The sequence below is a fragment of the Pseudomonas sp. LABIM340 genome, assembly GCF_040017195.2.
Lineage (GTDB): Bacteria > Pseudomonadota > Gammaproteobacteria > Pseudomonadales > Pseudomonadaceae > Pseudomonas.
Map to the genome: position 1 here is coordinate 5696222 of NZ_CM200227.1, position 14106 is coordinate 5710327.

15 protein-coding genes are annotated in these 14106 nt (G+C 64.8%); 3 read left to right on the forward strand and 12 right to left on the reverse strand.

Annotated features, from left to right (window positions below):
* Nucleotides 1-52: 52 nt before the first annotated feature.
* Genes ABKS89_RS26240 through ABKS89_RS26255 form a run of 4 tightly spaced genes read right to left on the reverse strand, consistent with a single transcriptional unit; the run spans nt 53 to nt 3926 of the window.
* The gene (locus ABKS89_RS26240; RefSeq protein ID WP_138214196.1) at nt 53-1105 is read right to left on the reverse strand and encodes an extracellular solute-binding protein; all 1053 of its coding nucleotides are present in this window, start codon (nt 1103-1105) and stop codon (nt 53-55) included.
* Nucleotides 1106-1154: 49 nt separating this feature from the next.
* Entirely contained in the window at nt 1155-1946 is a 792-nt protein-coding gene (locus tag ABKS89_RS26245) for an ABC transporter permease (RefSeq protein ID WP_138214195.1), read from the reverse strand.
* Entirely contained in the window at nt 1943-2854 is a 912-nt protein-coding gene (locus ABKS89_RS26250) for an ABC transporter permease (RefSeq protein WP_138214194.1), read from the reverse strand. Before ABKS89_RS26250 ends, ABKS89_RS26245 begins: the two co-directional genes overlap by 4 nt.
* Before the next feature lies 1 nt (nt 2855).
* Nucleotides 2856-3926 (reverse strand): ABC transporter ATP-binding protein, encoded by a 1071-nt coding sequence (locus ABKS89_RS26255; protein WP_348588225.1) that lies wholly within the window; start codon nt 3924-3926, stop codon nt 2856-2858.
* Between the two features lie 140 nt (nt 3927-4066).
* Here ABKS89_RS26255 and ABKS89_RS26260 point away from each other — a divergent pair, with 140 nt between their 5' ends.
* Nucleotides 4067-4753: a GntR family transcriptional regulator gene (locus tag ABKS89_RS26260; RefSeq protein ID WP_081520076.1), complete on the forward strand. Its 687-nt coding sequence runs from the start codon at nt 4067-4069 to the stop codon at nt 4751-4753.
* A 133-nt stretch (nt 4754-4886) separates the two neighbouring features.
* On the opposite strand, the gene yjiA is transcribed toward ABKS89_RS26260, so the two are convergent.
* The 4 genes from yjiA to ABKS89_RS26280 form a co-directional block, all read right to left on the reverse strand.
* Nucleotides 4887-5885 (reverse strand): GTPase, encoded by a 999-nt coding sequence (gene yjiA, locus ABKS89_RS26265; RefSeq protein WP_138214191.1) that lies wholly within the window; start codon nt 5883-5885, stop codon nt 4887-4889.
* Nucleotides 5886-5977: 92 nt separating this feature from the next.
* The gene (locus tag ABKS89_RS26270; RefSeq protein WP_015478970.1) at nt 5978-6181 is read right to left on the reverse strand and encodes a YbdD/YjiX family protein; all 204 of its coding nucleotides are present in this window, start codon (nt 6179-6181) and stop codon (nt 5978-5980) included.
* Nucleotides 6182-6193: 12 nt separating this feature from the next.
* Nucleotides 6194-8260 (reverse strand): carbon starvation CstA family protein, encoded by a 2067-nt coding sequence (locus tag ABKS89_RS26275; RefSeq protein ID WP_348588226.1) that lies wholly within the window; start codon nt 8258-8260, stop codon nt 6194-6196.
* A 186-nt stretch (nt 8261-8446) separates the two neighbouring features.
* Nucleotides 8447-8956, reverse strand: a complete 510-nt coding sequence (locus tag ABKS89_RS26280; protein WP_138214189.1) for a DUF3015 domain-containing protein — start codon at nt 8954-8956, stop codon at nt 8447-8449.
* A 179-nt stretch (nt 8957-9135) separates the two neighbouring features.
* Between ABKS89_RS26280 and ABKS89_RS26285 the strand changes: the two genes are divergently transcribed.
* Nucleotides 9136-9504 carry a PilZ domain-containing protein gene (locus ABKS89_RS26285; protein WP_054906515.1) on the forward strand — a complete coding sequence of 123 codons (369 nt, stop codon included), beginning with the start codon at nt 9136-9138 and terminating at the stop codon, nt 9502-9504.
* A gap of 51 nt (nt 9505-9555) precedes the next feature.
* On the opposite strand, the gene radA is transcribed toward ABKS89_RS26285, so the two are convergent.
* The 3 genes from radA to ABKS89_RS26300 all read right to left on the reverse strand — a co-directional run bounded on the left by radA (nt 9556) and on the right by ABKS89_RS26300 (nt 11696).
* Nucleotides 9556-10935, reverse strand: coding sequence for a DNA repair protein RadA (radA, locus tag ABKS89_RS26290; RefSeq protein WP_081520071.1), 1380 nt, complete (start codon nt 10933-10935; stop codon nt 9556-9558).
* 199 nt (nt 10936-11134) lie between these two features.
* Nucleotides 11135-11377 (reverse strand): hypothetical protein, encoded by a 243-nt coding sequence (locus ABKS89_RS26295; RefSeq protein ID WP_138214188.1) that lies wholly within the window; start codon nt 11375-11377, stop codon nt 11135-11137.
* A 76-nt stretch (nt 11378-11453) separates the two neighbouring features.
* Nucleotides 11454-11696 carry an HP1242/YdcH family protein gene (locus ABKS89_RS26300; protein ID WP_081520069.1) on the reverse strand — a complete coding sequence of 81 codons (243 nt, stop codon included), beginning with the start codon at nt 11694-11696 and terminating at the stop codon, nt 11454-11456.
* 185 nt (nt 11697-11881) lie between these two features.
* On the opposite strand from ABKS89_RS26300, the gene mscL reads away from it, so the two are divergent.
* Nucleotides 11882-12298, forward strand: coding sequence for a large-conductance mechanosensitive channel protein MscL (gene mscL / locus ABKS89_RS26305; RefSeq protein WP_045216609.1), 417 nt, complete (start codon nt 11882-11884; stop codon nt 12296-12298).
* A 39-nt stretch (nt 12299-12337) separates the two neighbouring features.
* On the opposite strand, the gene ABKS89_RS26310 is transcribed toward mscL, so the two are convergent.
* Nucleotides 12338-13888 (reverse strand): TerC family protein, encoded by a 1551-nt coding sequence (locus ABKS89_RS26310; protein WP_138214187.1) that lies wholly within the window; start codon nt 13886-13888, stop codon nt 12338-12340.
* Nucleotides 13889-14106: the final 218 nt, after the last annotated feature.

The following is a 14106-nucleotide window of genomic DNA, read 5'->3' on the forward strand; positions in this document are numbered from 1 at the left end:
GCGGGGCGCGTAGCCAGGGTTAGGGTGAGGGCGCTCTTGAGAAGACGGCTCATCAGCCCTTGAGCTTGGACCAGATGCGGTCCTGCAGCTCGCGGGACTTGTTGCTGCATTCCTTTTCCAGACGCAGGCGCGAGGCGTACTCCTCGGGCATGTTGATGGCGTCCATGACCTTCCACTTGGCGTCCAGCAGATGGTCGGTCTGGATGCCGTTGGAATAGGCGATGGCGTTGGTTACCGCGGCGGCGTTCTCCGGCTTCATCATCCAGTTGATGAAGACCTTGGCGTTCTCCGGGTGCGGCGCGCTCTTCGGCACGGCGAAGTTGTCCTGGAAGGAGGCCACGCCCTCGCGCGGGTAGACGTACTTGATGGTGCTCTTCTGCAGCGTGGCGCGGGCGGTGGAGCCGTTCCAGTTCTGCATCAGCACGACTTCGCCGGAGGCCATGCGGTCGACGGTGTTGTCGGAGCTGTACATCTTCAGGAAGGGCTTCTGCTTCTGCAGCAGTTCGAGGATCTTCTTGGCGTCCTGCGGGTTCTCGGTGCACTCGTCGACGTTGAGGTAATGTGCGGCGGCGTTGATCAGGCTGCTCGGGGTATCCAGCGCGGCGACCTGGCCCTGCAGTTCCGGACGCGGCTCGAAGAATTCCTTCCACGAGTCATCCAGCTTGCCGCCCGGCACCCGCGCGCTGTCGTAGGAGAAGCCGGTGGTGCCCCACAGGTAAGGCGCCGAGTACTTGCGGCCGGGGTCGAAGCCCGGGTCGCGGAAGGCCGGCTTGACGAACTCGAAGTTGGCCAGCTTCGGCGTGTCGATTTCCAGCAGCAGGTCCTGGTTGATCAGCGTCTGCATGATCGAGTGCGACGGCACGATCACGTCGTACGCCGCGCCGCCGGCCTGCAGTTTGGCCAGCAGGGTTTCGTTGCTGTCGTAGCCGTCCATGGTGACCTTGATGCCGGTCTCCTTCTCGAACTTGGCCAGCAACTCCACCGGGTAGTAGTCGGTCCAGTTGTAGAAGAACAGCTGCTTGGGCTCCTCTGCCTGGGCGACGCCCGCAGCCAGCAGGGCGAGGGACAAACCGGCAAGGCCGTGACGCAGGGCATTCAACTTCATGTGGCTCTCCGAAACGTAAGGTCAGAAAACGAAAGGTTGGCAGTCTTGATCAGGCGTCCGGTTTGCCGCGCTGGCCGAGCCAGTACGACAGCACCACGAGGACGATGGAAATCACCAGCATGAGGGTCGAGATTGCGTTGATCTCGGGGGTCACCCCGGCCTTGATGGCCGAGAAGATGTAGACCGGCAGCGTCGTCGAGCCGGGGCCGGCGACGAAGAAGGTCATGATGAAATCGTCGAGGCTGACCACGAACGCCAGCACCGCGCCGGACAGCACCGCCGGCCACAACAGCGGCAGCGTCACCCGGCGGAACACCTGGTAGGGGCTGGCGTAGAGGTCACCGGCGGCTTCCAGCAGGCTCTTGTCCAGGTCATTCAGGCGCGCACGGATCGGCAGGTAGGCGAAGGGAATGCAGAATCCGACATGGGCGACTATCACCGTCATCAGGCCCAGCTTGATGCCCAGCGACATGAACAGCAGCAGCGTGGCCACCGCGATGACGATCTCCGGCAGGATCAGTGGCAGGTTGATGCCGCCCTCCACCAGCCGGCGTCCGTAGAACGGCCGCGAGGTCGCCAGCGCCGCCGCCAGGGCGATCGCCGTGGACAGCACGGTGGCAAAGCCGGCGACCACCAGCGAGTTGAACGCCGCCGCCTGGATCGAGGGGTTGGCGACTATCTTGCCGTACCAGGCGAAGGAGAATTCGGTCCACACCGTGGCCGAGCGGTTGGCGTTGAAGCTGTAGCCGATCAGCACGAGGATCGGCAGGTACAGGTAGGCCAGGACCAACAGGCTGGTTTCGCGGGTGCCGGGCAGTTTCTTCAGGTGCTGGGCGATCATGCGTTGGCTCCTCCCAGGTGGACGGCCTTGGCGGCGCGGCGGCTATACAGGGCGAACGCGATCAGCGCGAGGAGCATGATCGCCAGCAGCAGGAACGACAGCGAACCGCCCAGCGGCCAGTTGCGCGCGGTGCCGAACTGTTGCTGGATGAGGTTGCCGATCATCAGCGTCTTGCCGCCGCCGAGGATCGCCGGGGTGATGAAGGCGCCCAGGCTCGGGACGAACACCAGCAGGGAGCCGGCGATCACGCCGGGCATGGACAGCGGCAGGATCACCCGCTGCAACGCCTTCCAGCGGTTCGCACCCAGGTCATAGGCGGCCTCGACCAGGCGCCAGTCGAGCTTCTCCAGGGTCGAGTAGATCGGCAGGATCATGAACGGCAGGAAGCTGTAGACCAGGCCGACGCAGACCGCGAAGTCGTTGTACAGCAGGGTGATGCCGCCGGCCTGGGGGAACAGCGCGTTGACCGACTGGGCGATCCAGCCGTGCTCGCGCAGGATGATCAGCCAGGCGTAGTTGCGGATCAGCAGGTTGGTCCAGAACGGGATGGTGATCAGCAGCACCATCAGGTTGCGCGAACGCTCGCTGAGGCTGGTCATCCACAGCGCCACCGGGAAGCCGAAGAGGAAGCACAGCAGCGTGGTGCCGCCGGCCTGGAACAGCGAACGCAGCAGTGCCTGGGCGTAGACCCAGTTCAGCTCCAGGTTGCCGTCGAAGTCTTCCTGGAAGAACAGCTGCACGTAGCTCTGGATCTGCCAGTCGGCGTGCCAGTCGACGCCGCCGTAGAGGTTGCGCGGCAGCAGGCTGATGTAACCCATGATCGCCAGCGGGATGGCGATCAGCCCGAGCAGCGTCAGCGCCACCGGGCTGAGCAGCAACAGGCGGCGAGTGGTGGGCGACTCGTTCATTTCAGGCCTCCATCAGCAGGCAGGCCTGGGGCGGCAGGTGCACCGCCACGGCCTCGCCGACGTCGCGGGCGCGACCGCCCTCGTTGCTCTCGCGCAGGGTGATCTGCGAGGAATCGGGCAGGCGGCAGCGATACAGCGTGGCGGTGCCGACGTACATCACCGTCTCGATCACCGCGCGCAGGTGGTGCGGCTGCGACGGGTCGACCAGCTTCGAGCGCTCCGGGCGGAAGGCCAGTTGGACACTGGCACTGCTCAGGCCCGCCGGCAGCTCGCAGGGGATTTCCGCCGCCATGGCGTTGGGATGGAAACCGCCCTGGCGCATCTGTCCGGGGAGGAAGTTGATATCGCCGATGAACTGCGCGACGAAGCGATGCGTCGGGCGTTCGTAGATTTCGTTGGGCGTGCCGATCTGCATGATGTTGCCGTGGGACATCACGGCGATGCGGTCGGACAGGGTCAGCGCTTCTTCCTGGTCGTGGGTGACGAAGATGAAGGTGATGCCCGCCTCTTCCTGCACGCGCTTGAGCTCGACCTGCATCTCCTTGCGCAGCTTCAGGTCCAGCGCGGACAGAGGTTCGTCGAGCAGCAGTACCGAAGGCTTGGGCGCCAGCGCGCGGGCCAGGGCCACGCGCTGCTGCTGGCCGCCGGAGAGCTCGGCGGGCTTGCGCCGCGCCAGGTGTTCCATCTGCACCAGTGCCAGCATCTCCTTCACCCGGCCGGGAATCTCGCCGCGCCCCAGGCCCTGCATTTCCAGGCCGAAGGCGATGTTCTCGCTCACCGACATGTGCGGGAACAAGGCGTAGCTCTGGAACACGGTGTTGATGCGGCGGCGGTAGGGCGGCAGGTCGTTGACCCGCTCGCCGCCAACGAGGATGTCGCCGGAGGTGACGTTCTCGAAGCCGGCGATGCTCCGCAGCAGCGTGGTCTTGCCGCAGCCGGACGGCCCCAGCAAGGTGAAGAACTCGTTATGGGCAATGTCGACCGAGACCTCGTTGAGGGCGGGAGCGACGTTGGGATCATCGGTGTAGCGCTTGCTGACCCGACGCACCTCGACTGACGACGAGTGATTCATTTTGGTGCATTCCTCTTGTTTTTGTATGCAATATTTGAATGCAATCTAGAAATAGCTGATGTATTTTTCTTCTGCAACTGGTTTTGCACGGACGGTTTTGCGGCATCCTTTGAAGGGTCAAGCAAGAGGCGGAGTCGCTCATGGCGGAGAATCACCCCGAGTCCACGGTGGAACGCGTCTACCAAGGGGTTTACGAGGCAATCAGCAAGCGCACCCTGCGCCCCGGCATGAAGCTGGGCGAGGCGGCGTTGGCGGAATTGTTCAAGGTCAGCCGCACTTCGGTGCGCGCGGCGCTGAAACATCTGGAAGCGGACGGGCTGGTTTCCAGTGCGCTCAACAAGGGTGCATGGGTGTCGTTACCCAGCGACGAGGAAATCCGCTCGCTGTTCGAAACGCGGCGGCTGATCGAGATCGGCATCGTCAGCGAACTCTGCCGCCGCGCGGACAGTGCGATCATCCAGGACCTGCGCGACCACGTGGCGCTGGAAGAGGCGACCCACGACCACGACCACGCGCGGTTCGTCCACCTGCTGGGCGAGTTCCACCTGAAGCTGGCGGCGGCGCTGAACAACCCGGTGCTGCTGGACTTCTTCCGCAAGCTGATCGAGCGCGCCTCGCTCTACGCCACCACCCTGGACGACGACCAGCACGAGACCTGCCGCGGCAACGAGCACCAGCGGCTGATCGAATACATCGAGTCAGGCAACCAGGCGGCGGCCATCGAACTGACCTGCATGCACCTCAATGCGATCGAGCAGGCGATTCTCAAGGCGGCGGGGAACCTGAAGGCGGATTACCATCCGCTCAAGCATTTGATCGGCGGCTGAACGTGGAATGTAGGGCGCATAACCTGGAACAGGTTATCCGCCAGCACACCCGCGGCGGATAACGCTGGCGCGTTATCCGCCCTACGCAAAGCACGCAGAGAAGAACGCCCGGCACTGGCCGGGCGTTTTTCATTCAGGCGGTCGGGCCACCCGTGATGCGATCGAAGCCACGACGAATCTCTTCTTCGGGCAGGTTGTCGCCGATGAAGACAATCACGCTCTCGCGCTGCTCGTTGCCCTTCCACGGCGTATCCCAGTCGAAGCCATACAACCGCAGCACGCCCTGGAACACCAGGCGGCGCTCCTCGCCGGCGATGTTCAGCACGCCCTTGTAGCGCAGCAGCGAGTTGCCGTGCCACTGCAGCAGGTCGTCCATGAACTCGCTGAGGCGTTCGATATCCAGCGGGTTGTCGCTGCGCAGTACCAGGGTGGTGATGCGGTCGGTGGTGTCCGCCGCCGGGCGCACCGGACGCAGCAGCGGGCGCAGGCCGAGGTCGGCGTTGAGGTTGAAGCCGCGCACGTCGAGCAGGCGCTCCAGTTCGATGGCGCCGTGCTTCACGGCATGGATCTCGGCGCGGCGGTTGATGCGCTGCAGGCGCTCGACCAGGGCCTCGTACTGGGCGGGAGAAACGAGGTCACTCTTGCTCACCAGGATGCGGTCGCCGAAGCCGACCTGAGCCTGGGCGATGGCTTCCTGCAGGTGGCGCTCGGCATTGGCGGCGTCCACCAGGGTGATGATGCCGTCGAGCAGGTAACGCTCGCGCAGGGTCTCGTCGACGAAGAAGGTCTGCGCCACCGGGGCCGGGTCGGCCAGGCCGGTGCACTCGATCACCACGCGATCGAAGTCCAGCTCGCCGTTGTCGCGGCGCTCCAGCAGGACGTAGAGCGCGCGCTCCAGGTCGCTATTGATGGTGCAGCAGACGCAGCCGTTGGACAGCGTCGTCACCTGAACCGCATCGTCGCCGAGCAATTGAGCGTCGATCGGCGTCTCGCTGAATTCGTTCTCGATCACGGCGATCTTCAGACCGTGCTCGGCCTTGAGGATGTGCTTGAGCAGGGTGGTCTTGCCGGCCCCGAGGAAGCCGGTGAGGACGGTCACCGGAATCTGCGGCGCGCTTGCGGAATCGGTCATGGAAACATCCAGGCAATCAGAAAGGAAAACGGGCAGAAATGAAACGGGCCGCGATCGCTCGCGGCCCGTCCGTTATACACCTATCCGCGCGGTCAACAGCAGCGGATCGGCCTTCCCTTGCCGCCACCGTAGCGCGCCTCCTGGCGCTCGCGGAAGAACTCCTCGTAGGTCATCGGAGTCTTGTCCGGGTGCTTGTTCTGCATGTGCTGAACGTAGGTGTCGTAATCGGGCATGCCGACCAGCATGCGGGCGGCCTGCCCGAGATACTTACCCATGCGGCTGAGGTCGTTGAACATGAGGCTCCTCCGTCAGGCGTCCGGGATCGGCTGGAACGGAGCTTCCTTGTCGGTGCGCTCCTTCTTGGTCCAGGCGCTCGCGCCTACCTTGATCGCGTACACCAGCACGCTGAACACCACCAGCAGGAACAGCACGGTGAGGCCGGCGTTGATGTAGGCGTTCATCATCACGTGCTGCATCTGGCCGATGTCCTTGGCCGGGGCGATGATCTGACCGGCGTCCAGGCCGGCGGAGTACTTCTTGCCCAGGGCGATGAAGCCCACGGCCGGGTTGCTGTCGAAGATCTTGATCAGGCCGGCGGTGGTGGTGCAGATCAGCAGCCAGGCGGCCGGCAGGGCGGTCACCCAGACGTACTGCTGGCGCTTCATCTTGATCAGCACGACGGTGGAGAGCATCAGCGCAATGCCGGCGAGCATCTGGTTGGAGATGCCGAACAGCGGCCACAGCGTGTTGATGCCACCCAGCGGATCGACCACGCCCTGGTACAGCAGCCAGCCCCACAGCGCGACGCAGCCGCCGGTGCCAATGATGTTGGCGGTCCAGGATTCGGTCTTCTTCAGCGCCGGGACGAAGTTGCCCAGCAGGTCCTGCAGCATGAAGCGCCCGGCACGGGTGCCGGCGTCCACCGCGGTGAGGATGAACAGCGCCTCGAAGAGGATCGCGAAGTGGTACCAGAAGGCCATGGTGTTCTCACCCGGCAGCACCTGGTGAAGGATGTGCGCGATGCCCACGGCGAGGGTCGGCGCACCACCGGCACGGGCCAGGATGGTGGTCTCGCCGATGTCCTTGGCGGTCTGGGTCAGAATTTCCGGGGTGATGGTGAAGCCCCAGCTGCTGACGGTCTGGGCCACTGCGGTGACGTCGGTGCCAACTACGGCCGGCGGGCTGTTCATGGCGAAGTAGATGCCCGGCTCGATGACCGAGGCGGCGACCATCGCCATGATGGCCACGAAGGACTCCATCAGCATGCCGCCATAGCCGATGTAGCGGGCGTCGGGCTCGCGGTTGAGCAGCTTGGGCGTGGTGCCCGAGGAGATCAGCGCGTGGAAGCCGGAGACGGCGCCGCAGGCGATGGTGATGAACAGGAACGGGAACAGGCCGCCCTTCCACACCGGGCCGGTGCCGTCGGTGAACTGGGTCAGGGCCGGCATCTTCAGCTCCGGCGAGACGATCACGATGCCGATGGCCAGGGCGATGATGGTGCCGATCTTGAGGAAGGTCGACAGGTAGTCACGCGGCGCCAGCAGCAGCCAGACCGGCAGAACCGAGGCGATCGCGCCATAGGCGATCAGCATCCAGACGATCTGCACGCCGTGGAAGGTGAACACCGGGGCCCACTCGGGGCTGGCGGCGATCTGCCCACCGAGCCAGATGGAGCCCAGCAGCAGCACGATACCGACCACGGAAATCTCGCCGATGCGACCCGGGCGGATGTAGCGCATGTACACGCCCATGAACAGCGCGATCGGGATGGTCGCCAGCACGGTGAACATACCCCACGGGCTTTCGGCCAGGGCCTTCACCACGATGAGCGCGAGCACCGCGAGGATGATGATCATGATCAGGAACGCGCCGAACAGAGCGATGGTCCCCGCCACCTGCCCCATTTCCTCGCGAACCAGTTCACCCAGCGAACGCCCGTTGCGGCGGCTGGAAATGAACAGGACCATGAAATCCTGCACGGCACCGGCCAGCACCACGCCGGCGATCAGCCAGAGCGTGCCGGGCAGGTAACCCATCTGCGCGGCCAGTACGGGACCGACCAGCGGGCCGGCGCCGGCGATGGCAGCGAAGTGGTGACCGAAGAGGATGTGCTTGTTGGTCGGGACGTAGTCCAGACCATCGTTGTTGAGGACCGCAGGGGTCGCTCGGTTGGCGTCCAGTTGCATCACCTTGGTGGCGATGAACAGGCTGTAGTAGCGGTAGGCGACCAGGTAGATGGCAACCGCCGCGACGACGATCCACAGTGCGTTGATGGCTTCGCCGCGACGTAGTGCCACGACTCCCAAGGCAAATGCACCGACTATCGCCACCGCCAGCCAGGCGAGGTGACGTAGCAGGCTGTTGTTATTGTTCATAGCGAGGCTTCCGACAGTTTGAAGGCGAGAATTCGCAGAAAAATTCTAGTCTTTTCCGGCGACCCATTCATACGACCTTAGTCTAGGGCGGTTACGCGCTTATTGCCGGAGGTCAACGCGCTCGACCGCAGGGTCAGGAAATGAAAAGGCCCGCCTGAGGCGGGCCTTTTGCGGCGCAACGGTCGGTCAGGCCGGCTGCTTGGCGTACTGCGCCAGGGTCTGGTCACGGCTCATCACGGCCAGGGTGTTGTTGAGTACCTGCTCGCCGGTGGCGTCCTTGGAGGTAAAGATCTCACCGAAGTGCTGCTGGGTGACCTGGGCGAAGTGCGCGCGGTCCTGGGTCGGGATGCCAAGCAGGACGGCGTAGGCGTCCAGCGCCTCGCCGTGGCCCTGGGCCATGTTTTCGGCAATATTGTCGAGCATGCCGTTCATGGCGAAGATCGAGCGGCCGCCGTAGGAAATGCGCTGACTGGCGTCGCAGCCGTTGGTGCCGGAGGTCAGGCCGAAGGTGGCGTTGCCCGAGGTGCCGTTGGTGGTGGTGGCCAGCAGGTGCGGGAACAGGCCGCGCTGACCGTCGAAGACCATGTTGCCCCAACCGCAGCCCTTGCCGCTCTGCCCGGCTTCGTCCGCGTGCGCCGCCAGGCTGGCAACGCTGATAACCCCAAAAATCAGACCCTTGATGAGTTTATTGTCCATGCTCTGCACTCCGCCGTTGTAGTGGTTAAACGCACATGGAGCTTTGGCGAGGGTCCGCAGGCTGTCAAACCCGCGCGGCGCGCCTCTGACGGACGCAACCGCAGCGACCGGACTACGACGCGTCAGCACTGCCTTGCGTCTATAGTGAGGCGAAGCAGAAACGGCCGGAGAGCCACGACATGACTGACGATCACGACGAGCGCCGGCGCTTCCAGCGCATCGCCTTCGACGCCGGCACCGAGATCAGCCAGGGCGACCTGCGCTGGAAGGTGACGCTGCTCGACCTGTCCCTGCAGGGCCTGCTGGTGCAGCGGCCGGAACACTGGAACATCGTCGCGCAGGAACCGGTGCAGGTGCGCATCTACCTGGGCTTCGACGTCAACGTCTATATGGAGGCCGACCTCGCCTGGGAGCGTGAAGGCCTGCTGGGCTTCAACTGCCGGCACATCGACCTGGACTCCATCAGCCACCTGCGGCGCCTGGTGGAGCTGAACCTGGGTGACGAATCGCTGCTGGAGCGAGAGCTAACACTGCTCAGCGAACATTGAAACTCCCTGAAGGAGCGCCCCATGGGGCCGCTCCTTCAGGAGCACCAGGATCTATTCGAACAACGCATCCAGCGCCTGCTCCAGGCGCGTGACCGCGATCACCTGCAGGCCGGGCGGCGACTCCTTCGGCGCGTTGCCCTTGGGCACGATGGCGCGCTTGAAGCCATGCTTGGCGGCCTCTTTCAGGCGCTCCTGGCCACTGGGCACCGGCCGCACCTCGCCGGACAGGCCGACTTCGCCGAACACCAGCAACTGGTGATCCAGCGGGCGGTTGCGCAGGCTGGACATCACCGCCGCCATCAGCGCCAGGTCCGACGCCGTCTCCAGCACCTTCACACCGCCGACCACGTTGAGGAACACATCCTGATCGTAGGTCGGGATGCCGCCGTGGCGGTGCAGCACCGCCAGTAGCATGGCCAGGCGGTTCTGGTCCAGGCCCAGGGTCACGCGGCGCGGGTTGGCCAGGTGGCTGGTGTCCACCAGCGCCTGCACTTCCACCAGCATCGGCCGCGAACCTTCCCAGGTGGCCATGACCACGCTGCCCGGCACCGATTCCTGAGCGCGGGTGAGGAAGATGGCCGACGGGTTGGAGACTTCCTTCAGACCACGGTCGGTCATGGCGAACACGCCCAGCTCGTTCACCGCACCGAAGCGGTTCTTCACCGCCCGCAGCAGGCGCAGACGGCCATCGGATTCGCCCTCGAAATACAGCACGGTGTCGACCATGTGCTCCAGCACGCGTGGGCCGGCCAGGGAGCCCTCCTTGGTGACGTGGCCGACGAGGAAGATCGCCGTGCCGCTCTGCTTGGCAAAGCGCACCAGCAGTGCAGCGCTTTCGCGCACCTGGGCGACACCGCCGGGCGCGGATTGCAGCTGCTCGGTGAAGATGGTCTGGATCGAGTCGATCACCATCACCTTGGGCTGCTCCTGGCGCGCCGTGGCGATGATGGTCTCGATGCAGGTCTCGGTCATGACCTTGAGTTTGTCCTCAGGCAGGCCCAGGCGTCGGGCGCGCATGGCGACCTGCTGCTGGGATTCCTCACCTGTGACATAGAGCGCCGGCAGGCGCGTGGCGATGTTGCAGAGGGTCTGCAGGAGGATGGTGGACTTGCCGATGCCGGGGTCACCGCCGATCAGCACGACCGAGCCGTCGACCAGACCGCCGCCCAGGGCACGGTCCAGCTCCGCCGAGGCGGTGGAGAAGCGCGGCATCTCCTCGACGCTGACTTCGGCAAGGGTCTTGATGTTGGCCTGCTGGCCGGCCCAGCCGCCGCGACCGGAGGAGCTGCTGGCCGAACCACCGGTGGGGGTGGTATCGATGACGGTCTCGACCAGTGTGTTCCAGGCGCCGCAGTCAGGGCATTGACCGGCCCATTTCGGGTAGGTGGCGCCGCACTCGGTGCAGCCGTACATGCGCTTGGCCTTGGCCATGGGGGACTTCCGTCGAATGCAAAGTCCCCATCATAAGCCAATCGGGTGGAGCGGTTCAGAACCTATTTACGGTCTCGCGAGCTAGAGCAGAAGTGCGCTGAAATCGGTCGAGAGAGCGGAGTTTACACGCAGTAAATGAGCACCCCGAGGCCGATTTCAGCGCGGTTCTGCCGACGCGCAGCAGACCGTAAACAGGTTCTTAGCTCGCCAGGCGGCGATACTGACTTTCCATATCGTGCTTGAGGCTTTCGCGGCGCATCAGCAGCGAGGCCAGCGTGCAGTCGGGGCGTTCGATACCCTCCTCCACGCGACCGATGCGCTGGTCCAGCAGCTCGTATTGCAGCTTCAGGCGGACCAGGCGCTCCTGGGCGCGCAGGACTTCGGCGTTGCGTTTGGGGAGCTTGGTGACGGACTTGCCAGAGGACGAAATGGCTTTACGCATGGCGGTGGCACCGGTTGGAAAGAGATGACGGGAGCCTACGCCTCGCTCCGACACACACCCTTGACTCTGATCAAGCTCAACCGGATCGCTTGAGCAGGTCGGAAATCTCGTCCTTCAGCGCCACGCGCTGCAGCTTGAGGGAATTGAGAGCGAGGTCGTCCATCGCCTGGCGGCCGTCCTCGATGTCGTAGATTTTCTTGTCCAGCTCCTCGTAGCTGGCGGCCATGCGGGTGAAGTTCGCGTCCTTCCCGTGCAACCGGGTCATCAGGGCCTTCTGGTCGGGGAACTCGCGGGACAGGGGATGATGCTCGAGCGGCATGGCGGGCCTCCTTCTGTTGATGAGTTGGAATGGATGGCTTGCCCGATAAGCCTAGACCACGGCGCGCTGCCGCCCACCGCCGCCGGTCATACCGCTGGAATTGACCGCGCGCGGGGTGTTCAGACGGCGACGGGCCGCTAAACTGCGCCTGTCCCCCTCTATCTTGCGTAACAAGGAGTCTGTGCATGAGTCTGCTCAACGAATTCAAGGCCTTCGCGGTCAAGGGCAACGTGGTCGACATGGCCGTCGGTATCATCATCGGCGCCGCCTTCGGCAAGATCGTCTCGTCCTTCGTCGGCGACGTGATCATGCCGCCCATTGGCCTGCTGATCGGCGGCATGGACTTCTCCGACCTGGCGATCACGCTCAAGGCCGCCGAGGGTCAGACGCCGGCGGTGATGCTGGCCTACGGCAAATTCATTCAGACCTGCCTGGACTTCATCATCGTGGCCTTCGCCATCTTCATGGGCGTGAAGGCCATCAACAAGCTCAAGCGCGAAGAGGCCGTGGAGCCCAGCGCCCCGCCGGTGCCGAGCGCCGAAGAAACCCTGCTGACCGAGATCCGCGACCTGCTCAAGCAGCAGAACAACCGCGCTCCTTGAGCAGATCGCTGACCGGGCCGGGTACGGCCCCTCCTGGCGTCAGCCCGGCGGCGTCAGCAGTACGCGGCCGATGCGTCGCTCGCTGACGTCCGTCACCTCCAAGCGCCAGCCTCCCAGCTCCAGCGTGTCACCCTTGGCCGGCAAACGGCCAAGGTGCTTGAGCGCCAGCCCGCCGAGGGTCTGGTACTCCGCTGTCGGGCGGGCGTGGAAGCCGACCCGGTCGGCCAGCGCCGACAGCGTCACGGCACCATCCACCCGGTAGGCGCCCGCCTCCGCCTCGATGTCCGTACCGGACACCTCGCTGGCGTCCGGCAGCTCGCCGGCGATGGCCTCCAGCACGTCGGTCATGCTCAGCATGCCCTCGAAGCCGCCGAACTCGTTGACCACGAAGGCCAGGTGGGTCGAGGCCTCGCGCATCAGCTCCAGCGCGCCCAGCACCGTGCTGCTGTCCGGCAGGCTCAGCGGCTCGCGCAGCAGCGGCAGGATGTCCAGTTCGCGGCCCTGCAGCAGGGCGGAGAACAGCTCCTTCTTGTGCACATAGCCCAGCGGCTCGTCGATGTTGCCTTCGCGGATCACCAGCAGTCGCGAGTAAGGCGACTCCAGCAGCGCGCGGCGGATGTTCTCCGGGCTATCGGCCACGTCCACGCGGTGCACGCGCTGGCGGTCGATCATAACGGCCTTCACCGGACGCTCGGCCAGGCCCAGCACACCACTGATCATCACCCGCTCGCGGCGGTGGAACGGCGCGTCGCCGCCATCGTCCTCACCCACCAGGTCGGCGATGTCTTCGCCCACTTCGTCGGCGTCGACTTTGCCGCCCATCAGGCGCAGCACGGCGTGGGCGGTCCGCTGGCGCAGGCCACGCTGGCCGCGCTGGCTCTTCTGGCGTTTCCAGCGCACCAGCTGGTTGGCCATCTCGATCAGCAGGCTGAAGCCGATGGCGGCGTACAGGTAGCCTTTCGGGATGTGGAAGCCCAGGCCTTCGGCGGTCAGGCTGAAGCCGATCATCAGCAGGAAGCCCAGGCACAGCATGATCACCGTCGGGTGCTCGTTGACGAAGCGGGTCAGCGGCTTGCTGGCCACCATCATCAGGCCGATGGAGAAGATGACCGCGATCATCATCACTTCCAGCTGCTCGACCATGCCCACGGCGGTGATCACCGCGTCGAGGGAGAACACCGCGTCCAGCACCACGATCTGCGCGACCACCGGCCAGAAGGCGGCGTAGACGCGCTTGCCGTTGGAGGTGTGCACGCGGCCTTCCAGGCGTTCATGCAGCTCCAGCGTCGCCTTGAACAGCAGGAACAGACCACCGAACAGCATGATCAGGTCGCGGCCGGAGAAGGACTTGCCGAACACCTCGATCAGCGGTTCGGTGAGCGTGACCAGCCAGGAAATGCTCGCCAGCAGGCCCAGGCGCATCAGCAGCGCCAGCGACAGGCCGATCAGCCGTGCGCGGTCGCGCAGGTGCGGCGGCAGCTTGTCCGCGAGGATCGCGATGAAGACCAGATTATCGATGCCGAGCACCAGCTCGAGCAGGATCAGGGTGAGCAGGCCGAGCCAGGCCGTGGGGTCCATCAACCATTCCATGTCGAACGACCTCGCTGGGCGCGCGCCATGGCAGGCTGGGAAGGCTTATCCGCGAACGCGGATGCCGGGGGAGGTTCGCCGAACGCCGGCTCTACAGGGGTAGCGACCGGGGCCGGCGTTGTACTTTGACTGTCCATAAGGTCCGAAAAAAGGGAAACGGACGCCCATCCTAAGGGCAAAGCCCCGCGGCCCTAAGGGGACAATCTTTTCAAAATCTA